The organism is Providencia sp. PROV040 (genome assembly GCF_032706145.1).
Classification (GTDB): domain Bacteria; phylum Pseudomonadota; class Gammaproteobacteria; order Enterobacterales; family Enterobacteriaceae; genus Providencia; species Providencia hangzhouensis.
This window is the reverse complement of sequence record NZ_CP120530.1, coordinates 4,427,524-4,448,625: the sequence shown is the minus strand read 5'-3', so window position 1 is coordinate 4,448,625 and position 21,102 is coordinate 4,427,524. Positions and strand designations below refer to the sequence as shown.

Below are 21,102 nucleotides of genomic sequence, written 5' to 3'. Positions count from 1 at the left end.
TTAAGTTAGGGCGCTATCAGCCTAAATTTGCTGAAACCATCATTTGTAAAGCGTGGTAATGTAAGGGCGGAGTATGTTGAACAGTATCTGTCTTCGGGTGAGAGATTATCGCACGTTACCGCGTGTGCTCTTGGCGCTTATCTTTTTTGTTATTATTGGATGTAGTAGCAAAGATTGGCGAAAGAACGAGGTATTTGCCGTTCCACTTCAACCTTCATTGCAACAAGAAGTGATACTGGCTCGTATGGAACAAATCCTTGCGAGTCGGTCTTTAACCGATGATGAATACGCACAGCTTTTATATGAGCGCGGTGTGTTGTATGATAGTCTCGGTTTAAGGGCGCTGGCACGTAATGATTTTTCAACTGCGTTAGCCATTCGTCCTGATATTCCTGAAGTTTTTAATTTTTTAGGGATATATTTTACGCAGGCAGGCAATTATGATGCTGCCTATGAAGCGTTTGATTCTGTTTTAGAGCTTGATCCAACTTACAATTTCGCGCGAATGAATCGTGGCATCGCATTATATTACGGTGAACGGTACAAACTAGCGCAGGATGATCTGCTGGCGTATTATCAGATAGATCCAAATGATCCTTTTCGTACTCTGTGGCTTTACCTCGTAGAGAAAGACATAGACCCGCGTATGGCGCAAGATAATCTTGCTGCCCGCTACAACCAAGCGGAGAAAGGGCAATGGGGCTGGAATATCGTAGAATTCTATCTTGGCAATATCAATGAAAATACATTGATGGAGCGTTTGAAAGAAACATCTACGGATAACACTTCGCTCGCTGAGCATCTCAGTGAAACTAACTTCTATTTAGGTAAGCATTACCTAAGTCTGGGGGATAAGGATAGCGCAGTTGCGTTATTCAAACTGACGGTAGCTAACAACGCTCACAGCTTTGTTGAACACCGCTATGCATTGTTGGAATTGGCGCTGTTAGGCCAAGAACAAGACGACCTTTTAGAATCGGGCCAGCAATAGCTGACGAACATTTCATGATAAATTTTTAAGTCATCATCCCTCGGGGTGACGGCCTATTTGTTCGTTTAATAAACACAATTTGAGCCAGTTCACATTTTAAATGAAAATGACCGAAATGATTTTCGCATGGTTATGTAAACTGGCTGCCATTATGTATGAGGCACCTTTACATGACTACTGAGACCGATATTTCTTTTGCTGAGTTAGGTTTATCAGCATCTATTTTGACAGCACTAAATGACCTGGGATATGAAAAACCATCACCAATCCAACAGCAATGTATTCCATTGTTAATGGATGGCAACGATGTATTAGGTATGGCACAAACAGGTAGCGGTAAAACTGCTGCATTTAGTTTGCCATTACTGCATAACATCGACCCAGATTTAAAAGCTCCGCAAATTTTAGTACTTGCTCCAACTCGTGAGTTGGCTGTTCAGGTAGCGGAAGCAATGAGTGATTTCTCTAAACATATGAACCGCGTTAACGTTGTTGCCCTGTATGGTGGTCAACGTTATGACGTACAATTACGTGCACTGCGCCAAGGACCACAAATTGTTGTGGGTACACCAGGCCGCCTTCTTGATCACTTAAAACGTGGCACGTTAGATCTTTCTAAATTAAAAGGCTTAGTCTTAGACGAAGCTGATGAAATGCTGCGTATGGGCTTCATTGAAGATGTTGAAAACATCATGAGCCAAATTCCAGCTGAGCACCAAACTGCGCTGTTCTCTGCAACAATGCCTGAGCCAATTCGTCGTATTACACGTCGTTTTATGAAAGACCCGAAAGAAATTCGTATTCAGGCTAGCATTACAACCCGTCCAGACATTGCTCAGAGCTATTGGACAGTGTACGGTATGCGTAAAAATGAAGCGTTAGTGCGTTTCTTAGAAGCAGAAGACTTTGATGCAGCAATTATTTTCGTGCGTACCAAAAATGCAACATTAGAAGTGGCTGAAGCGTTAGAACGCAATGGCTACAACAGTGCTGCACTAAATGGTGACATGAACCAAGCACTGCGTGAGCAAACTTTAGAGCGCTTAAAAGATGGTCGTTTAGATATCTTGATCGCAACTGACGTTGCAGCGCGTGGTTTGGACGTTGAGCGTATTAGTTTAGTTGTTAACTATGACATCCCAATGGATGCCGAGTCTTACGTTCACCGTATTGGCCGTACAGGCCGTGCGGGTCGTGCGGGCCGTGCGTTACTGTTTGTTGAGAACCGTGAACGCCGTCTGCTACGTAACGTTGAACGTACGATGAAACTGACTATTCCTGAAGTTGAATTACCAGATGCAGATCTGCTGAGCCAACGTCGTCAGGCGAAATTTGCTGAGAAAATTCAACAGCAATTAGAAAGCAGCGATTTAGACCAATATCGTTCACTGTTAGCAAAAATGTCTCCATCAGAAGATGTAGATATGGAAACTTTAGCCGCAGCATTACTGAAAATGGCACAAGGTGAACGTGCTCTGATCCTGCCACCAGATGCGCCACGTCGTCCACGTCGTGAATTTAATGATCGCGATGATCGCCGTGGTGATCGCCGCAACAGCAACGGCAATGGTTTTGACCGTGCAGAACGTGGTGAGCGTGGCGGACGTCGTGAGCGTCGTGATGTCGGTGATATGGAAATGTACCGTATTGAAGTTGGCCGTGATGATGGTGTGGAAGTTCGTCACATTGTTGGTGCGATTGCTAACGAAGCGGATATCAGCAGCCGTTATATCGGTAATATCAAATTGTACGGAACGCACTCGACAATTGAATTACCAAAAGGCATGCCAACTGACGTGTTAACGCATTTAAGTCGTGCACGCATTTTGAATAAACCAACTCAAATGCAGCTGATCGGTGATGCTCAGCCATTCGAACGTCGCGGCGGTGGTGAGCGTCGTGGTGGTGGTCGTCGTGATGGCGGCAGCGAAGGTGGCTTTGGTGCAGGTCGTCGTAATGACCGTGGCGGCGAACGTCGTAGCGGTGGTGAGCGTCGTGGCGGTGGTAACCGTGACCGTGGTAACTCTGCTCCACGTCAAGATGGTACTAATGCAGCACCTCGTCGTCGTAGCAGCAGCCATAACGCGTAATTGCTAGGTTTTAGGGAAGTTATTCCCTAATAAAATGAAAACCCGCACTTCTTGGAAATGCGGGTTTTTTGCTAGCCATTTTTACCTAAGTATGTAGTAGCGATAAAGCGTTTTTTCTAAATCTTGTGCTGTACTGATAAAAAGTAGGATAACAACGTTATTTGTTTGCATATCAAATTCATATAAACAACGATATTGGCTAGTTATATCGATTCGCTCCCGAATTAGTAGACCATTATCGGCTAACATTTGATTTGGGCGATAACGCTTTGGATCTTCTGATATTGCTCTAACGGATGATAAAAGTAGCTCATCAACAAACGCGGCTGCTTGAACACTGCTCATAAAATTGATTTTAAACGATTCTACATCCTGTAGTGACCATAATGCAGTTTCTGCGAGGGTGACCGTATAGGGTTGTTCCATCACAATTTCCTTTCATTATTTTCTTGCTGCACGTAATTTTTCTAGCGCTTCTTCTGGTGATAAGATTCTCTTATTTTTAACATCATCTTTTGCTGCCATCACCAATTTTAGCAGCGCATTTGCTTGGCGCTCTCTTTCCCTTTCTTTTAGCTCTATTTCACGTTCTTCACTTGTTTGGATAAACAGCTCAGATTGCCCATTTTTTGTTACAAAAACGCCGCCCTTAAAGAGCTCAGGGTTACCAAGGCCTTCACGTGCTGCTTTTTGCGACATTGTATTAGACATATTTTGTTCCTATAAATAGTGAACACACAACCCAGAATAACGTATTGTGTATTTTTTGAACTTATATTTCTGATTATAGAAAAAATCAGTTAGATGTACAAATTTATTATTAATTTATACACCAAGTTTGTGCGTAGGAAGTTGAAGCGCGACTCAAACTAACCCCAATGCCTCTTTTAGTGGCTTGAGATAACGGCGGCTGACAGGTATATGTTCACCGGAACTGAGTACCAACTCGGCTTGTCCACCGTCGCCAAACAGAATTTCATTTAACTGAGTCATGTTAACCAAATATTGGCGATGGCAGCGCACTAACGGTGTACGAGTTTCTAATGTGCGTAATGTGAGCTCAGTAAAGCCTTCTTGCCCTTGTGTGCTCATCACATACACGCCACTCATACGTGAGGTGGCATATAGCACTTCATCAAGCTTCATCAAATAGATGCGGCTATGGCCAGTACAAGGGATAAATTTGAGCGGCTCATTGTTGCTGAGCAGTTCAAGGTTCTGTTTTTGCTTACCTTGACGTAGGCGGTTTAAGGTTTTTTTTAATCGCTCTGTTTCAAGGGGCTTTAACAAGTAATCAAATGCATGCTCTTCAAAAGCTTGGATGGCAAATTCATTAAAAGCGGTAAGAAAGACGATATAGGGGCGGTCTTCTGGATCTAACATACGTACCATTTCAAGGCCAGTTAGGCGCGGCATTTGAATATCAAGAAAAACCACATCAGGCTTTTTTTTGTGAATGACCCCAATCGCTTCAATCGCATTGGCGCATTCACCGATAATTTCAATATCATCGTGTTCTTCAAGTAGGCAACGCACATTTTCCCGTGCAAGAGGTTCGTCATCAACAATCAATACATTCATAGAGGTAATTTAATCATTATTATGTTGTAGCCAAATAAGGCAGGCGAATTTTCATTCGAGTGAATTTTTCTGGTTCATGTTCTACGCTGATGCCATATTGCTCACCATATTTTAAACGTAAGCGTTTATCGACTAGCCCCATTCCTAAGCCATCGGACTTTTTAGTGGGCTTGTATAGCCCCGCGTTATCTTCTATTTCGATGTAGACATGTTCACTGCCAATATAACTACGTATTGTAATATATCCTGTTTCTAATAACTGTGAGGTGCCGTGTTTAATTGCATTTTCAACCAGTGGTTGCAGGGTAAATGCCGGAAGTTCAACCTGTTTGACTTCATCTGGGATCTCAATATGAATTTGTAAGCTTTCTTGAAAGCGGGCTTTTTCTATCTGCAAATAGGCGTTGATATGTTCAATTTCTTCACCAAGCGTGGCATTTTGTTCAGGTCGTTTTAAATTATTGCGGAAAAATGTCGAAATATATTGCACAAGCTGGCCTGCTTGCTGGCTATCTTTGCGGATCACGGCTTGCAGAGTATTGAGTACATTAAACAAAAAGTGTGGATTCACTTGCGCATGAAGTAGCTTAACTTCGGATTGTAACAGTGATTGCTTATTGCGTTCATATTGGCCCGCGAGAATTTGCGCGGAAAATAAGCTGGCGATGCCTTCACCAAGGGTACGATTTATGGAGCTAAATAGGCTATTTTTCGCTTCATACAGTTTAATTGTACCAATGACTTTTTCGTTTTCCCCGCGTAATGGGATCACTAATGCAGAACCGAGTTTACAGGTGGGGCTTAATGAACACTTGTAAGGAGTTTCATTGCCATCGGCATATACAACTTCATTATTCTCAATAGCTTGCCTTGACTGACTCGACGAAATCGGTGTTCCCGGGCGATGGTGATCAGCGCCAATACCAATAAATGCGAGTATTTTTTCACGATCAGTGATGGCGACGGCGCCAATTTCTAGTTCTTGATAAATAATCTTGGCAACTTTCATACTGTTATCAGCATTAAAGCCTTTACGCAGAATTCCTTCAGTGGTTAAGGCGATTTTTAGCGCCTGAGCAGAGAATGCAGTTGTGTATTTTTCAACAATAGCGCGGCGGTCGAGTAAAATACGAATAAACATAGCTGCGCCAATCGTATTTGCGATGACCATAGGTGCAGCGATATTTTTAACAAGTTCGAGGGCTTCATCGAAAGGTTTTGCCAACAATAAAATAATTAGCATTTGTATGATTTCAGCAATAAAAGTGACACAGCTGGCAATCATAGGATTAAAAATTTTATTAATTTCGCCACGTTTCATAAAGTAACGATGAACTAACCCGCCAATCAACCCTTCAACAATCGTTGAAACCATACAGGCAAATGCACTCATACCACCCAATGAATAACGATGCAACCCACCAGTAAAACCAACGGCAAAGCCGACAGCGGGACCGCCTAATAGGCCCCCAAGCACGGCACCAATGGCGCGAGTATTGGCAATAGAATCATTGATATGCAAACCAAAATAAGTACCGATAATGCAAAATACTGAGAAAATCAGGTAGCACATCACCTTGTGAGGTAAGCGAATAGTGACTTTAAGTAATGGGGTAACCAGCGGGGTACGACTGAGGACCCATGCGATCACTAAGTAGACGCACATTTGCTGGAGGAGGAGTAATATTAAGTCAAATTCGTACATGCTCGTCATATTTCACATTCTGGGGGTGTTGACTACGTTCAGCTCCTTGGGTCACATACTTGTGTATGCTCCCCAAGCTATCTTCTCTTGTCGCCTACCCATAATGCGAACTATTTAGAGCATGGCTCGTCATATTTCACATTCTGGGGGTGTTGACTACGTTCAGCTCCTTGGGTCACATACTTGTGTATGCTCCCCAAGCTATCTTCTCTTGTCGCCTACCCATAATGCGAACTATTTAGAGCATGGCTCGTCATGTTTCACATTCTGGGGGTGTTGACTACGTTCAGCTCCTTGGGTCACATACTTGTGTATGCTCCCCAAGCTATCTTCTCTTGTCGCCTACCCACAATGTGAACTATTTAGAGCATGATACATTGTGGGATTTTTATTTTGTGGCGGAATTATTTATTCTTGCTATCTATTATTAGTCTTTATTCGGCTTGAAATTATATCGTAAGTCACTGGTTAAGTAATCGACATTTGAGAAAAGTACACTCATCAATATTTGACATAAGGCTGAAATCGCTTCAATATTAGTCAATGACCTACCTTTTCGTGATCTTGCGCACGAATTTATTAACGCTGTATTTAACTTTCTTGTCATACTCTAGGGATGGTAGTTTCCCCCGTTATTATTTAAGGTTCACATAAATAATGAAAAAAAGAACAATAGCACTGATTTTGCTGATGCTTATCTTAATAGCAGCAGCGGCACTTTTTCATTCCCATAACCAATATTTATTGTTACAGGGGGAAGTAGATGCACCTGAAGTTATCGTAACCTCGAAAGCAAAAGGGCGGGTGATTGAGCGCCATATTGAGCGTGGTGATGATGTAAAACAAGGGCAACTTCTCTTAACATTAGAAAGCCCTGAGCTACAGGCGCAGTATGCAGCATCAAAAGCGGCAAGAGACCAAGCAAAGGCGCAGCTAGAACTCTCTATTAATGGTACTCGCGAAGAAACTATTCGTGATCTTCAAGCCACCTTGGCACAAGCCAACTCTCAATATCAAAATGCCTCTCGTGAATATGCCCGTTTAAGTAATTTAAAAAACAAAGGGTATGTTTCAGCGAATGAGTTAGATAACGCACGTAAGGCCAAAGAAGTGGCATTTTCGCAAGTCCAGGGGGCAAAAGCACGGTTAGAAGAAGGCTTACATGGTGACCGTATTGAATTACGTCAGCAATATGAGGCGGCGCTTGACCAAGCAGAACAAAAATTGGCTGAATTGCAAGTTCAGGTGGATGATTTGCAAGTTAAAGCCCCGGTTGATGGGGAAGTAGGACCTATCCCCGCTGAAATTGGCGAACTATTTAATGCAGGAAGCCCTTTGGTCTCATTAATACGCCTGCCGCAAGCTTATTTTGTCTATAACTTGCGTGAAGATATTTTAGTTGATGTGAAAAAAGGCGATAAAGTACAGCTGGATATCCCAGCGTTGGGTAATAAGGTGGTTGAAGCTGAAATTCGTTATATTGCACCAAAAGGTGACTATGCTACTAAGCGAGCAACACGTGCAACGGGTGACTTCGATTTAAAAACATTTGAAATTCGCTTATATCCTGTAGAGCCGATCGAAGGGTTAAGGCCTGGCATGAGTGTGTTATGGCACTGGGATAAGTAAAAGGTGTTGCCATGAAATTTAAGTTCGCTTGGCACGGTTTTGAGCACGCCTTTAGCCGTGAAACCCAAATGGCTATTCGTAGCCCTGTTTTTCATTGGTTAAGTTGGCTGTTTCCATTAATGCTGTTTACGTTAGTTAGCGCTAACTTTTCAGAGGGGACATTAATGGATTTACCCGTTTCTGTGGTGGATGACAACCATAGTCCCGTGTCTCGGCAAATTATTCGTGACCTTAACGCAGGCCCGCACGCTGATGTAAAAACGATTGATGATAATTTGAGTACGTCATTAAAAAGACTCGGTAGTTCAAAAGATTACGCGTTATTGTATATTCCTCATAACTTTGAAGAAGATGTTTTACGGGGGCGTCAGCCAGAGCTGCGGATGTATTATAATGCGCTCTTTTATGCATCAGGCAGTTATGCGATTCAAGATTTTAGTGGGCTAGTGGCAGAGCTGAATGCGAAGTATCGCCAAGAAATGGCTAAGTCCATGGGAAAGGCATTGCCGCCATTAGCTCAAGTCACACTTTCTTATGACAGTTTGTTCAATCCGAGCGGTAGTTATATTTATTATCAACAGTTTGCTGCAACTATTCATATGCTACAGCTATTTGTTGTTACCGCAACAATCTACACCATGTCACGAGGTTCTACCTTACAAAGTGTTAAACCGTTTGTCATGGCGTTACTTGGGAAGTTAGCTCCTTACACCTTATTTTTCAGTATATTGCTCGCCGTAGAGATTGCGGCGCTAGTCACTATTTTTGATGCTAAAGTGGTAGGGAACCCGTTATATATGATTGTATTAGGGTTTTTCTATGTGATAGCAGCGCAAAGTATCGGTTTATTGCTGTTTAGTTTTACCTCAAGTGCCATCATGGCGTATAGCTTGATAGGGATGCTGGTGAGTATCGCCTTAGCCTTTTCGGGTATGGCTGTGCCTGAGCTATCAATGATATTGCCTGCACAGATTATTTCTAATATTGAACCACTTACACATACATTGAATGCTATGTTTGATATTTTCTTGCGGGAGATTTCTTTTACTCGCATCGTTCAAGTGTGTCTATTTTTATTGATTTACCCATTCGTGATTGGCTTTTTAATCCGTAAGCGACTAGTAAAACGGTTAGAAAACCAAGGAGGGGTTGTCTAATGGCTATCTATTTTGCAACCTTTCGTAAAGTGCTGCTGGGGATGTTGGAAAAACCGATGTGGCTGTTATTATTGGTTTCTCTATGCGTTATGAGCTTAGTTTATGCCAAGCCTGTTCTTTGGGACTTACCTGTTGCAGTTATTGATATGGACCACAGCACAGCAAGTCGTGAGTTAATCCGTGATCTTGATGCGACGCCGAAGGTGCAATTGCAGAGTTATGATAACCTTGCTCAAGCTCGTCAGGATATGATTGCGAGAAAGTTATTTGCGATAATTATCATTCCAACAGATTTTCAACAACACTTATTGAGTGGTAAAAATATCACTGTGCCAGTGTATGGTGATGGCACCAACCGGCTAGCAAGTGGGCAAATTCAGCAAGAGTTATCAAAAGCCTACCAAACACTGCTCAATGCCTATAACACCCAGTTACTCACTAAAGCAGGCTATAGCCAAGAGCAAGCGAAAGTGATTATTACCCCTATTCGCAGTGAAACTGAGCCACTGTATAACCCAGGGATCAGCTTCGCAGCAATCGTTTTTCCTGGCTTGTTAGTGATGTTATTACAGCACTCCCTGTTGATTGCCTGTGTGCGAGTCAGTATCGCGGTCCGTTCTACGCCGAAAGGAAAACCGCCATTAGCCGTTTATTTAGGGGCGCTATCTGCTTTAATTCCGATTTGGTTATTTTTATCTACCGTATTTTTTGCCCTTTGGCCGTGGGTATTGGGTTACCGGCAAGAAGCGCCATTGTATGTGATTTGGATGTTCACGTTCCCATTCCTCTTGGCTGTTCTGGGGCTTGGCAAGTTAGTGACGGAATGTTTGCGCAGTGTCGAAATGATTTATTTAACTTTGGCGTTTATTACGACTCCTGTGTTTTACATGTCAGGTACGATTTGGCCACTGCAAGCGATGCCTGATTGGGTACGTATGATAGCATCGGCTCTACCATCAACATGGGCCACAAACGCCATGGCAGGTCTTAACCAAATGGGACTACCGTTTAGCGATGTCCTGATGGATATCGTGATGATGCTGATTTTAGGGGTTATTTATACGGTCATTGGGGTATTTATTGGTATGCTCCGAGATGGCGAACTGCGTCATATTAGCCATATGTTTAACCGCTGGCGCAGGCATCGGCATTAATATTTAATCGTGTTTATGGTCTATTAGAAAAGGCGGCCTAAAGAAATAATGACTAATTAATCGACAAATGCTAAACTCAACCACAATGTAGTCACAATGTAGCTACGTTTGATATGTGTAGGGGGATGATATGTCAACACTATTGAAAACAACAGATGTTCGTAGTCGAATTGATGAACAATTAAAAGCGGAAGCCACGAGTGTATTACAAGATTGTGGTTTGACTATTAGCGCAGCTATTCGTTTGTTTTTAGAACAAGTAGTTCAAGAGCAAAGAGTTCCCTTTGAAATAAAACGTAAGCAACCTTCGCTGAAAACTACACTAGCGTTGAAAGAAGCTAAAGCTATTGAGCAGCACTACGATTCAATTAACGAAATGATGGTGGAGTTAAGCAAAGTTGACTCAGAAGCCAAGTAATAAGCGAGCTAAGCAACCAAGGCAGGTTGCTTATACACCAACGTTTAAGGAGTCATGGGAACGATATAACCGAGCGGGCCGTAGGGATATGAATGCGGCTGTTCTCGTTATGGAAATACTGTTTTCTCAAAAAATAATACCAAAAGAATATCTTGACCATGAATTAGAAGGTCATGAATGGCAAGGAGCTAGGGAGCTTCATATTGGTGGTGATTTCTTACTGGTTTATCGCTTGTCAGATAAAGGTAATTTAATCACTTTCGTTGATATTGGTTCGCACAGTGAATTATTTGGTTAAGGTAATGAGCTATAGTTCGAGCTCATTACCTATTGTATATCAAGGCACTAGCAACAACCCTGCAATTTGTCGCCAATAACCATTACAGTTTTGGTTTACGATATTCAGCGGAATATCCCCATTTTCATTGGCTTTAAACTGTTTGATTATCTCAAGGGACTCTATACTTTCAGGGGAAATGCGCACAATATCTACAAGATCATGCATTGAATGCAGGTCATTACCGAGGTTATAGCAAGCGCCGCTGAGCGTTTGAATGCCATTTAATGTAAACACCTGTTGGTGTTCTTGGGAAAGTACTTTGCGCCCTTGTGGGTAGTTTATACAACAAGTTTCACACTCGTCTTTTTGCTTATTTTCAGAGCGAGCAGTAAAACAACGTGCGGAATAGGCAAGTGGTAAGTGACCGTAGCTCATCACTTCAACATCAAATTTGCCACGAATACCGATATCATCACATTGGTGAAGTAAATTGACTAGCCAATCACGAGAAAGCTCTACAGGCATACACCAGCGCACCATGCCTTGGCGTAAGAGAATATTTAAGGTTTGTGCGTTATAGCAATTCAAACCGTGGCCCGCGACAAAAGGAAGTCCTCTCTCGGCTAACATGTTGACCACACCAAAATCATGGGCTTCAACGAGAAACTCGCCATTATCAACTAATTTGCTGATCTCTTTAAGTTCTGAAGGTGCTTGAAGGAGAGCAAGGGTGCTCAGCACAATCTGTTTACCACTTTTCGCGAGTTGTTGTGCGAGTTCTATCCAATCATTGGGCTTCATTTCTCGACGTTTACTGCACACAGTCTCACCGAGATAGATAATATCGGCGTCACTTTGAACGGCGTGTTGATAAAAATCTTCCAGCGTTTGCTTTGGCCAGTAATAAAGAATAGATCCTAACGAGTACTGCATGATATTTACCTTTTAAATTACTGCCATTTACGATGATAGGCACCCAATGTAGTTTGGCTTCCTTCAGAAAGCCCACCTAATGCTTTTAGCCATTTAGGGTCGGTGACAAAGTTATTCGGGTTGGATTTGTAACGGTCGATGGCTTGGCGCCAAATACGGGTCACTTCAGTCACGTAAGCTGGGCTGCGCTGGCGGCCTTCAATTTTGACAGAGGCAATATTCGCTGCCATTAATTCAGGTAATAATTCAATAGTATTGAGGCTGGTGGGCTCTTCAAGGACATGATATTTCTGTTCATCGACAAGATAACGTCCTTTACATAGTGTTGGATAACCGGCATTTTCATCTTTTTGGTAACGGTCTATCAGCACATTATTAAGGCGCGATTCCATTCCTTCTTCAGTTTGTTGCCAACGAACAAAACGGGCTGGAGAGCATGCACCTACGGTATTTGGCGACTCACCCGTGAGATAAGAAGACAGATAGCAGCGGCCTTCAGCCATGATGCATAAACTACCAAAAGCAAACACTTCAAGCGGTACAGGGCTATTTTTGGCTAATTGTTTCACTTGGTGAATAGATAGCACGCGCGGCAGGACGACACGATGGACTTGAAAATTACGTTCATAGAAGCGTATGGCTTCAGTATTGGTCGCAGAGGCTTGAACAGAAACATGCCTTTCAATATGCGGGTATTTATTTGCCGCGTACTCTAACATTGCGATATCGGCTAAGATCAAGGCATCGGCACCGAGATCTGCAGCAAGATCGACGGAGTTTTGCCAACGTTCGTAACCATTAGGGTGCGCAAATGTATTAATCGCAATATGTAATTTTCGTTTACGGTTATGAATATAGCGCTCAGCTTCGTGCAGTTTTTTTTCAGTAAAATTGAGTCCTGCGAAATGGCGCGCATTGGTATCATTTTTTAATCCAATATAAACGGCATCAGCACCGTTATCGACAGCCGCTTTTAACGCGGGCAAATTCCCTGCTGGGCAGAGTAATTCCATTGTCCTATCCCTGTATAAAATTTAATAGCTGCCATTCTAGTCAACAGAACTGTTATAGATTTTGATTTAGAGCAGAGAAATTGTTAATGGATATCAGTATTCGTTAATTAAGGTTGTTAGGGAAATAAGGGGACTGGTGGGTAATAAAGAAACTGTATCAAATAGTAGAGAATAAGTTTATTAAATAGGGAAAATAAATCATTTTTGACTAAATTTTGAACGTTAATTGGATAGTATCGGTAATTAGAGATAGTTTTTTATCAATGGGAAGTGAGAAATAAATATTGGCGGGATGGGCAAAAATTGATATAGGATCAAACCAATAATGTCATTTTTTGGCAAGATAACTTATCGTGAGTCAAATGTTAGGTTAATGACTTCAATAAATGGGGTTATTAGCGTTGAAAATTTAATCATCTAAATATGCAATATGTTACCCTAAATAATTCGAGCTGCTACTGCGGTTAAGTAGTTACACGAAAACGGGCAGACAATTACTACGGGAGTCAGTACTGTGTTAGGTAAAATTCGTTCTCAACTCATCACAAAAGGCCCTTCATTTTTGAAACTGCCTTTAAAAGTGACCCCATTCGCATTACAGCGTCAGGTTCTCGAGCAGTTGCTAAGTTGGCAATTTCGCGAATCAGTAAAAGAAGGGGAACTTGATTTTCTCGAAGACAAATGGCTAAAAGTTGAAGTTCGTGACTTAGCATTAGTCTGGTTTATCAGTTTGCAAGATGGTCAATTGTCTGTAAAACAGCATGCAGAGGCTGATGTTAGTGTGAGTGGTAATGCGAATGATCTGGTACTGATCGCCGCGCGTAAAGAAGACCCCGATACGCTCTTTTTCCAACGTAGATTGGTGATTGAAGGGGATACTGAGCTCGGACTTTATGTGAAGAATTTAATGGACGCTTTCGAACTCGAAAACATGCCAGCACCGCTGCGTTTTGCTCTATTACAATTAGCCGATGTGATTAAAACCGTGAATGAAGCTGAGGACGCAGAGCCTAAATCGCCTGCGTTAACTTCATGCTAATTCGAGTTGAAATCCCTGTCGATGCAATGGGTATTGATAAATTATTGCGTGAAACATTTCCAACTGAAGCGGAAGCTAACCTTGTTCAACATTTGCGTGAGGATGGTTTGTTAACTCTCGGGGTTGTGGCAACAAATGATGATGGTGAAGTGATTGGCTATGTTGGCTTCACACCCGTTGATGTTAACGACGAAGACGTACAATGGGTAGGTCTTGCGCCATTAGCGGTAAGTAAAGCGCATCAAGGCCAAGGGATCGCAGAAAAACTGGTCTATGAAGGGTTAGATAGCCTTAATGAGTTTGGTTATGGTGCTGTCGTTGTACTGGGAGATGAACGCTACTATTCGCGTTTTGGTTTTGAACCGGCTTCAAGCCACGGCGTAAGCTGCCAATGGCCTGAACAACAGGCTCATTTTTTGGTTTGTGGCTTAGAAAATGGCGAAATCGGGGAACACCAAGGTTTGGTGACTTACTCTTCACACTTCAATAATTTATAGTTAGCTAAGTAGTCAGTTAAATCATCAGGCTGGTCAATGACCAGCCTTTCTTTTATCTTTTTATTCAGTTGCTTAACTTGATATTCTATTTTTGACGCGGCTGAGCGAGAACCAATAAAACAAGAAAATACCAGTTCTAGTGGCATTTTTCCTTTCAATGCTTTTGCCCCTGTTCCTGCCTTATGTTGCTCAAAACGACGTTGTACATCGGTGGTGATACCACAATACAAGGCGTTATTTTTCTCTCTTACTAAGTAAAGATACCAATCACTTTGTTTTGATTGTTTTTTTTCTAGGGTTGTTTTTATCATTCTGTGCTGATTTATAAGAAGAAAATATTAGGTTAACAACGAATATATTCGTTAAGTAAGATATTTATAACATATTAAAATTTAAATAAAAAATGATATTAAACTGTCACAAATTTGTAACCTCAACCTAGGTTAATATTCAAAATATTTGAATGACTATAGCAAAATTAGCTAATTCTCTTTTCAAAATAAAGCGCATAATATGATCCATATCACAGAGGGACAGTAAAAATCCCAACTAAAAATCAATTTTACAAGAAGGTATATACAATGAAAAAATCAACATTATTCGCTGCTGCTTTAACTTTGGGTGCTGTTTCATTTGGTTCAATGGCGGCTGAAGAAGTTCAACATACTAATCAGCCTGCAGCTGGTTATGTCTCAGTAACGGGTGCTGTGAGTGTAAATGACCTGACCGCACAATTAGCCAAAAAAGCTGATGAAGCTGGCGCAACCTCATTCCGTGTGATTTCTGCTGGCGGTGAGAATAGCATGAGTGGTACCGCGGCTATTTATAAATAAATTTATTCGTCATATTTACTCGTCATACTTCGAGCCGTAGCGTTGTTGGCCGCGTTCATTCGCACTAGTCACATACTTATGTATGCTCCTAGCGCCTCGTTCAATTGCCGCCTAGCTACAACTCGAATTATTTAGAGTAAAGGCTTGGGGGATATAGTGTAAAAACCCAAGTTAATTAGAGTGATAAAACTAATTAGAACCATTTTTTAATTAGTTAGGCTATAGTAATAGCGAATTTTATGCCTACGTTCAGAACAGTTTAAGCAAGCTTAGGGGTAACCCGAAAGCTTGTTCTGAACGGGTTTATATGGAAACCGCTATGACGCCTGAACAAACTTTAAAACACATCCAACGCTATATTGCTCGCCAACACGTTTTTTCCCTTTTTGCTCATCACAACAATGATATCTGGCCTGCCAGTTGTTACTATGCATTTGATGCGAAAACGATGTGTCTGATTTTAATGACAGACCCGAATTCCAAGCATGGGCAATTGATGGTGGCTAACCCGCAAGTGGCTGGCACAATATCGGCGCAAACTAAAGCTGTGAATGCAATACAAGGTATTCAATTTACAGGTGAAATTAAAATATTAGAAAGTGAGGAAGCACAGCTCGCTCGCAGTTTCTACTGCCGTCGTTTCCCTGTGGCAATAGCAGCGAAACTGCCAGTTTGGCTGCTTCACTTACAGAATGTCAAAATGGTGGATAATAAATTAGGTTTTGGCACCAAGCTATATTGGGAATGCCAAATTTAACGAAGCCTATGGATCACCTGATTTGAGCTACCGCGCCAAATTAAGCGCGGGTCATGTAAATCCTGCTCAAATTTACCGTCAATCACGGTATTGACAAAACTCACCACTTTTTGCTGTTCAAGCGTTAAATCACCCAATGTGTATCCTGTCCATAACCAGATGTCTTTATCTGGGCAAACTGCTTTAACGCGTTTTACCAACTTGAGCACTGCAGGCAAATTGGCTGGGTGTAGCGGGTCTCCGCCGGACAGGGATAATCCCTGTCGACGAATACGCGTGTCTTGCAAGTCTTGGATAATTTGGTCTTCCATTTCTTGGGTGAATGGCACACCTGAATCCACTCGCCATGTACTTTGGTTGTAGCAACCACGGCATTGATGAACACACCCTGCCACAAACAGTGTACAGCGGGTTCCGGGGCCATTGACCACATCAACAGGATAATATTGGTGATAATTCATGGCATTAACCTATTTGGCCGTTACCTAAATGCTTAATACGGCGTTTGACTTCCTCTTGTTTTCCTGCATTAAATGGCCTTGCATCTGGGCTGCCTAAATAGCCACAGACACGGCGGATAACTGAAACTCGGTTAGTATCATGATTACCACAAGTCGGGCAGGTAAAACCTTTGCTGGTGCAGGAAAATTCACCGGAAAAACCGCATTCATAACACTCATCAATGGGGGTGTTAGTTCCATAATAAGGCACATGTTGATAGCTGTAATCCCACACGTCTTCTAAGGCTCTAACATTATGTTGTAAGTTTGGATATTCGCCATAACAGATAAAACCGCCATTCGCGAGTGCAGGGTAAGGCGCTTCAAAATCAATTTTATCGTAAGGATTCACTTGTTTTTCAACATCTAAGTGGAAGCTGTTTGTGTAGTAGCCTTTGTCGGTAACACCTTGTATCACACCAAATTCAGCGGTATCGAGACGGCAAAAACGGTCACACAAATTTTCACTTGGTGTGCTGTATAAACTGAAACCATAGCCTGTTTGGGCTTTCCACTCATCAGTGGCTTGACGTAAGTGGCTGACAATCTCGACAGCTTTTTCGCGCAATTTTTCATTATCATAGACATGAGTTTGTGTGCCAAAAAGTGCATTGATGGTTTCATGCAACCCAATGTAACCTAAAGAAATAGATGCACGACCATTTTTGAATATCTCAGCGACGTTATCATCCGCTTTTAAGCGAACTCCACAAGCGCCTTCCATATATAAAATTGGCGCAACACGTGCTTTTACGGTTTCTAAACGGGCAATGCGAGTCATTAAGGCTTTTTTGGCAATAGCTAAACGTTCATCCAGTAATGCCCAGAACGCATCTTCACTGCCCTGTGCTTCGATAGCAATACGAGGCAAATTGAGGCTGATAACGCCTAAATTGTTGCGGCCATCATGAATTTGTTGCCCATTTTCTTCATAGGTGCCAAGGAAACTGCGGCAGCCCATTGGCGTTTTAAATGACCCAGTAACATCAACGACACGGTCGTAGTTAAGAATATCGGGGTACATGCGCTTACTGGCACACTCTAAAGCGAGTTGTTTGATGTCGTAATTAGGGTCACCCAGTTTATGGTTTAGGCCATCTTTAATCGCAAAAACGAGCTTAGGGAAAACCGCCGTTTTGCGGTTTTTGCCAAGGCCCGCAATGCGGTTTTTCAGAATAGATTGCTGAATTAATCGTGCTTCTTTAGAGGTTCCGAGACCAAAACCAAAGGTGACAAACGGGGTTTGGCCATTTGCGGTGTGAAGCGTATTGACTTCATATTCTAAGGATTGAAAGGCGTCGTAACACTCTTTATCGGTGCGGCTGTGTGCATAACTTTCTGCGTCGGCTATTCCCCATTCTTTGGCGACTTTTAGGTGCTTTTCGTAGCTGATAGCGACATATGGCGCTAAAATTTCGTCAATACGGTTAATGGTTGTGCCCCCATAAATATGGCTCGCAACCTGTGCAATAATTTGTGCTGTAACAGCTGTTGCGGTTGAAATAGACTTTGGTGGCTCTATTTCTGCATTTCCCATTTTAAACCCGTTAGTTAACATGCCTTCAAGGTCAATTAACATACAGTTAAACATCGGGAAGAACGGTGCATAGTCGAGGTCATGATAGTGAATTTCGCCTCGTTCGTGTGCAATAACGACATCTCTTGGCAAAATATGTTGTTTTGCATAGTGCTTAGCGACAATACCGGCGAGTAAATCCCGCTGTGTCGGGATCACTTTACTGTCTTTATTGGCGTTTTCATTAAGTAAAGAGACGTTACTTTGTTCGATTAGCCCACGAATGTCATGTGTCAATTGGCTGCGTTTTTCGCGTTCGCTGTCTCTATCGTGGCGATATTCAATATAAGCACGGGCTAAGTCTTTATAAGGCCCTGCCATCAATTGGTTTTCGACAGCATCTTGAATTTCAGCGATATCTACTCGGTCACGGCTGCAAAGTTGCTCTGTGACAACAGAAGCAACCTGAAGACAATAATCGTCATCCTTAACATTCACAGCAGCCGCTGCACGTTTAACGGCTTCCTGAATTCGTGGAAGGTCAAAACCGACCTGACAACCATCTCTTTTTATAACAACCGTTCCCACGGGCATTCTCCTTGTTAAGTTATCCACAATACGACTTCAGCTATTTGCCATGTTTATCACGGGGACTAATCTGTGGATAAAATGTGAATAAATACTATATGTTGTGTCATTGGGTGTAATTAAAGCACAATATGTGGTATTTTGCTTTTATTTAGATCGCCAACATTTGATTTAAAACAAAGAAAAAAATAATTTGTATGAAGATCAAAAGCGCAGAGGAAATAAATCTTTTCAGTTGCCAGTATTCATATCAGTGAGCTAAATAAAAAAAGAGATGTGATTTTCTTTATTCGCAAAGCATGAAAATGACTACTGTGGCGGGGAGTTTATTCTGTATCGGAGGTAGACAGTAATGAAAGACACCCCACCCAAAGCATGGGGTGTTTGGCTCGAACTAATCGTTATTTACGTACTGCGATTGCTTCGATTTCAATTTTCACGTCTTTTGGCAGACGAGCAACTTCAACGCAAGAGCGCGCTGGGAATGGTGCATTATGTTGTTTGAAAAATTCTTCGTAGGTTGCATTCACTGTCGCAAAGTCATTTAAATCTTTTACAAATACCGTTGTTTTCACGATATTAGCCGCACTTAAGCCAGCTTTTTCTAAAATTGCTTTTACGTTAGCCAGTGATTGGCGAGTTTGTGCTGCGATATCTTCAGGCACTTCACCCGTTTTAGGGTCAACAGGGATTTGCCCTGATGTGATAACCATACTACCCAAATCTACGCCTTGAACGTAAGGACCGATCGCTGCTGGTGCGTTTTCTGTATTGATTTCGTATGACATAACTACTCCGTTTCATCACGTAAAGAGAAAATACTCGTCATATGGCAAGCCACAGCGGTGTTTGTGGCTTGGTGTGACTTTGAGTATAACTTTATGGGGTGTTAGGCACCATTATAAACATGGATTGCACCTACACAACACCGCAGTCTACGCAAAAACAACCTATTGGTTATTGATCACAGCGTCTCTATCGAACTCTTTTTCGCAGAATTTACACGTCAGTGCGACTTCTTTGCCGATTTTTTTCACACGGAAACTGCTTGATACAGGTTCATTATGGCTAATACAGTTGCTGTTTGGGCAAATTAACACATTGTCGATATACTGAGGCAGTGTGAGTTCAAGCTTTTCTACCACTTGGTAATCTTCAATACGGTTAACGGTGGCTTCAGGGGCATACATGGCTAATTGGTTAGCTTGCTCTGGAGTTAAAAAGGTATTTTCGATTTTGATAATGTCTTTTTTACCTAGATTGCTTGATGGCAAATTTAAACCAATTGTGATGCGTTCATCTGTTTTTGTTAGTTTAAATAACTTTAGTAATTTGAAACCAATTTGAGCAGGAATGTGGTCAATAACGGTACCGTGGCTGATTGCTTCAACTTGTAATTTATGATCTTGTGTCATGGTATGTCCTCCTCAGATAGCTAATTCTTTATTTAAAACTAGAGATAACAATGCCTGCCTTGCATAAATCCCATTTCCTGCTTGTTGGAAATAGTAAGCATAAGGTGTGCTATCCACATCAACTGCGATTTCATCAACCCGTGGTAGTGGGTGTAAGACTTTTAAATTTGGTTTTGCACAATGCAGGTCAGCCGCACTTAAAATAAATTGTGCTTTCACATTCGCGTATTCAGAGGGGTCGAGGCGCTCTTTTTGTACACGGGTCATATACAGAATGTCGAGTTCTGGCATCACTTCATCAATATTATTATGCAGGCTGTAGGTTGCGCCTTTTTCTTCTAAAATGTGCAGAATATGGTTTGGCATTGAAAGCGCTTCAGGGGCAATAAAGTAGAAGTGATTGCCTTCAAATTTAGACAATGCTTGGGTTAAGGAATGTACGGTTCTGCCATATTTTAGGTCACCGACCATGGCAATTTGTAGGTTTTCTAAACGGTCTTGGGTCTCTTGGATAGTAAACAAGTCGAGTAATGTTTGTGTGGGATGTTGGTTTGAACCATCGCCTGCATTAATGACAGGAATGTGGCCTGCAAACTGGCTAGCGAGGCGAGCGGCACCTTCTTGCGGATGGCGCATGACAATAGCATCGACATATTGGCTGATAACAGAAATGGTATCGGCTAATGTTTCCCCTTTTTTACCGAGGGATGTGTTGGTGCTATCAGAGAAACCAACAACGGAAGCGCCTAAACGATGAATAGCTGTTTCAAATGACAAGCGTGTGCGTGTAGAGGCCTCAAAAAAACAACTTGCGATGACTTTATGTTTTAGAAACTCAGGTTGCGGCTGTTTTTTTAATGAAGCCGCAACATTAAGCACTAATTCAAGGTCTGAACGGTCTAAATCATTAATCGAGATGATATCGCGGTGGTATAAAGGGTTCGGCATTGTTGTTCTCCTGTGTCAGCAAGACATGTTAGGTCTATAGGCCAAAAAAAAGCCCCTC

General features: G+C 42.0%; 23 protein-coding genes. 11 read left to right on the top strand and 12 right to left on the bottom strand.

From position 1 onward, the window contains the following. Positions 1 to 73: 73 nt before the first annotated feature. Both nlpI and P3L40_RS20725 read left to right on the top strand, forming a co-directional pair. On the top strand, positions 74 to 991 hold the full coding sequence (gene nlpI, locus P3L40_RS20730) for a lipoprotein NlpI (RefSeq protein ID WP_226617020.1): 918 nt from the start codon (positions 74 to 76) through the stop codon (positions 989 to 991). 170 nt (positions 992 to 1,161) lie between these two features. Then, positions 1,162 to 3,081, top strand: a complete 1,920-nt coding sequence (locus P3L40_RS20725; RefSeq protein WP_210853015.1) for a DEAD/DEAH family ATP-dependent RNA helicase — start codon at positions 1,162 to 1,164, stop codon at positions 3,079 to 3,081. 81 nt (positions 3,082 to 3,162) lie between these two features. Here P3L40_RS20725 and P3L40_RS20720 read toward each other — a convergent pair whose 3' ends face one another. From P3L40_RS20720 to P3L40_RS20705, 4 genes are all read right to left on the bottom strand, one after another. Further along, positions 3,163 to 3,507 carry a type II toxin-antitoxin system RelE/ParE family toxin gene (locus P3L40_RS20720; protein ID WP_164456148.1) on the bottom strand — a complete coding sequence of 115 codons (345 nt, stop codon included), beginning with the start codon at positions 3,505 to 3,507 and terminating at the stop codon, positions 3,163 to 3,165. Between the two features lie 15 nt (positions 3,508 to 3,522). Then, positions 3,523 to 3,792 carry a hypothetical protein gene (locus P3L40_RS20715; protein ID WP_110591059.1) on the bottom strand — a complete coding sequence of 90 codons (270 nt, stop codon included), beginning with the start codon at positions 3,790 to 3,792 and terminating at the stop codon, positions 3,523 to 3,525. Between the two features lie 153 nt (positions 3,793 to 3,945). Then, entirely contained in the window at positions 3,946 to 4,662 is a 717-nt protein-coding gene (btsR, locus tag P3L40_RS20710) for a two-component system response regulator BtsR (protein ID WP_004905884.1), read from the bottom strand. 19 nt (positions 4,663 to 4,681) lie between these two features. Beyond that, positions 4,682 to 6,367 carry a sensor histidine kinase gene (locus tag P3L40_RS20705; protein WP_094961673.1) on the bottom strand — a complete coding sequence of 562 codons (1,686 nt, stop codon included), beginning with the start codon at positions 6,365 to 6,367 and terminating at the stop codon, positions 4,682 to 4,684. A gap of 657 nt (positions 6,368 to 7,024) precedes the next feature. Here P3L40_RS20705 and P3L40_RS20700 point away from each other — a divergent pair. The 5 genes from P3L40_RS20700 to P3L40_RS20680 all read left to right on the top strand — a co-directional run bounded on the left by P3L40_RS20700 (position 7,025) and on the right by P3L40_RS20680 (position 11,023). Then, a complete protein-coding gene (locus tag P3L40_RS20700; protein ID WP_004905881.1) occupies positions 7,025 to 7,996 on the top strand; it encodes an HlyD family secretion protein in 972 nt (323 codons plus the stop codon). Positions 7,997 to 8,007: 11 nt separating this feature from the next. After that, entirely contained in the window at positions 8,008 to 9,153 is a 1,146-nt protein-coding gene (locus tag P3L40_RS20695) for an ABC transporter permease (RefSeq protein WP_004905879.1), read from the top strand. After that, entirely contained in the window at positions 9,153 to 10,307 is a 1,155-nt protein-coding gene (locus P3L40_RS20690; protein ID WP_004905877.1) for an ABC transporter permease, read from the top strand. The genes P3L40_RS20695 and P3L40_RS20690 overlap by 1 nt, the downstream gene beginning before the upstream one ends. A gap of 130 nt (positions 10,308 to 10,437) precedes the next feature. Then, complete coding sequence (locus P3L40_RS20685) at positions 10,438 to 10,725, top strand: type II toxin-antitoxin system RelB/DinJ family antitoxin (protein WP_004905876.1); 288 nt, start codon at positions 10,438 to 10,440, stop codon at positions 10,723 to 10,725. Further along, complete coding sequence (locus tag P3L40_RS20680) at positions 10,706 to 11,023, top strand: type II toxin-antitoxin system YafQ family toxin (protein WP_110591061.1); 318 nt, start codon at positions 10,706 to 10,708, stop codon at positions 11,021 to 11,023. Before P3L40_RS20685 ends, P3L40_RS20680 begins: the two co-directional genes overlap by 20 nt. Before the next feature lie 39 nt (positions 11,024 to 11,062). Here the strand turns inward: P3L40_RS20680 and P3L40_RS20675 are convergent, their stop codons facing one another. Both P3L40_RS20675 and P3L40_RS20670 read right to left on the bottom strand, forming a co-directional pair. Beyond that, complete coding sequence (locus tag P3L40_RS20675; RefSeq protein WP_096864325.1) at positions 11,063 to 11,938, bottom strand: U32 family peptidase; 876 nt, start codon at positions 11,936 to 11,938, stop codon at positions 11,063 to 11,065. Between the two features lie 17 nt (positions 11,939 to 11,955). Next, positions 11,956 to 12,951: a peptidase U32 family protein gene (locus P3L40_RS20670; protein ID WP_094961644.1), complete on the bottom strand. Its 996-nt coding sequence runs from the start codon at positions 12,949 to 12,951 to the stop codon at positions 11,956 to 11,958. A gap of 514 nt (positions 12,952 to 13,465) precedes the next feature. Here P3L40_RS20670 and P3L40_RS20665 point away from each other — a divergent pair. Next, on the top strand, positions 13,466 to 13,990 hold the full coding sequence (locus P3L40_RS20665; protein WP_094961643.1) for an SCP2 domain-containing protein: 525 nt from the start codon (positions 13,466 to 13,468) through the stop codon (positions 13,988 to 13,990). Next, the gene (locus P3L40_RS20660) at positions 13,984 to 14,487 is read left to right on the top strand and encodes a GNAT family N-acetyltransferase (protein WP_004905865.1); all 504 of its coding nucleotides are present in this window, start codon (positions 13,984 to 13,986) and stop codon (positions 14,485 to 14,487) included. The genes P3L40_RS20665 and P3L40_RS20660 overlap by 7 nt, the downstream gene beginning before the upstream one ends. On the opposite strand, the gene P3L40_RS20655 is transcribed toward P3L40_RS20660, so the two are convergent. Further along, a complete protein-coding gene (locus P3L40_RS20655) occupies positions 14,460 to 14,798 on the bottom strand; it encodes a GIY-YIG nuclease family protein (RefSeq protein ID WP_004905864.1) in 339 nt (112 codons plus the stop codon). The two genes, P3L40_RS20660 and P3L40_RS20655, sit on opposite strands and share 28 nt — an antisense overlap. A 270-nt stretch (positions 14,799 to 15,068) precedes the next feature. On the opposite strand from P3L40_RS20655, the gene bhsA reads away from it, so the two are divergent. Then, positions 15,069 to 15,320, top strand: a complete 252-nt coding sequence (bhsA, locus tag P3L40_RS20650) for a multiple stress resistance protein BhsA (protein WP_136134047.1) — start codon at positions 15,069 to 15,071, stop codon at positions 15,318 to 15,320. A gap of 319 nt (positions 15,321 to 15,639) precedes the next feature. Further along, the gene (locus tag P3L40_RS20645) at positions 15,640 to 16,077 is read left to right on the top strand and encodes a YhbP family protein (protein ID WP_136134048.1); all 438 of its coding nucleotides are present in this window, start codon (positions 15,640 to 15,642) and stop codon (positions 16,075 to 16,077) included. On the opposite strand, the gene nrdG is transcribed toward P3L40_RS20645, so the two are convergent. From nrdG to pyrB, 5 genes are all read right to left on the bottom strand, one after another. Continuing rightward, positions 16,074 to 16,538, bottom strand: a complete 465-nt coding sequence (nrdG, locus tag P3L40_RS20640; RefSeq protein ID WP_096864323.1) for an anaerobic ribonucleoside-triphosphate reductase-activating protein — start codon at positions 16,536 to 16,538, stop codon at positions 16,074 to 16,076. The genes P3L40_RS20645 and nrdG overlap by 4 nt on opposite strands. Positions 16,539 to 16,542: 4 nt before the next feature. Continuing rightward, positions 16,543 to 18,681, bottom strand: a complete 2,139-nt coding sequence (gene nrdD / locus P3L40_RS20635) for an anaerobic ribonucleoside-triphosphate reductase (RefSeq protein WP_136134049.1) — start codon at positions 18,679 to 18,681, stop codon at positions 16,543 to 16,545. A gap of 401 nt (positions 18,682 to 19,082) precedes the next feature. Continuing rightward, positions 19,083 to 19,469 (bottom strand): 2-iminobutanoate/2-iminopropanoate deaminase, encoded by a 387-nt coding sequence (gene ridA / locus P3L40_RS20630; RefSeq protein ID WP_004907508.1) that lies wholly within the window; start codon positions 19,467 to 19,469, stop codon positions 19,083 to 19,085. Positions 19,470 to 19,631: 162 nt separating this feature from the next. Beyond that, positions 19,632 to 20,096 (bottom strand): aspartate carbamoyltransferase regulatory subunit, encoded by a 465-nt coding sequence (gene pyrI / locus P3L40_RS20625; RefSeq protein WP_004905852.1) that lies wholly within the window; start codon positions 20,094 to 20,096, stop codon positions 19,632 to 19,634. A 12-nt stretch (positions 20,097 to 20,108) separates the two neighbouring features. Further along, positions 20,109 to 21,044 carry an aspartate carbamoyltransferase gene (pyrB, locus tag P3L40_RS20620; protein ID WP_094961640.1) on the bottom strand — a complete coding sequence of 312 codons (936 nt, stop codon included), beginning with the start codon at positions 21,042 to 21,044 and terminating at the stop codon, positions 20,109 to 20,111. Positions 21,045 to 21,102: the final 58 nt, after the last annotated feature.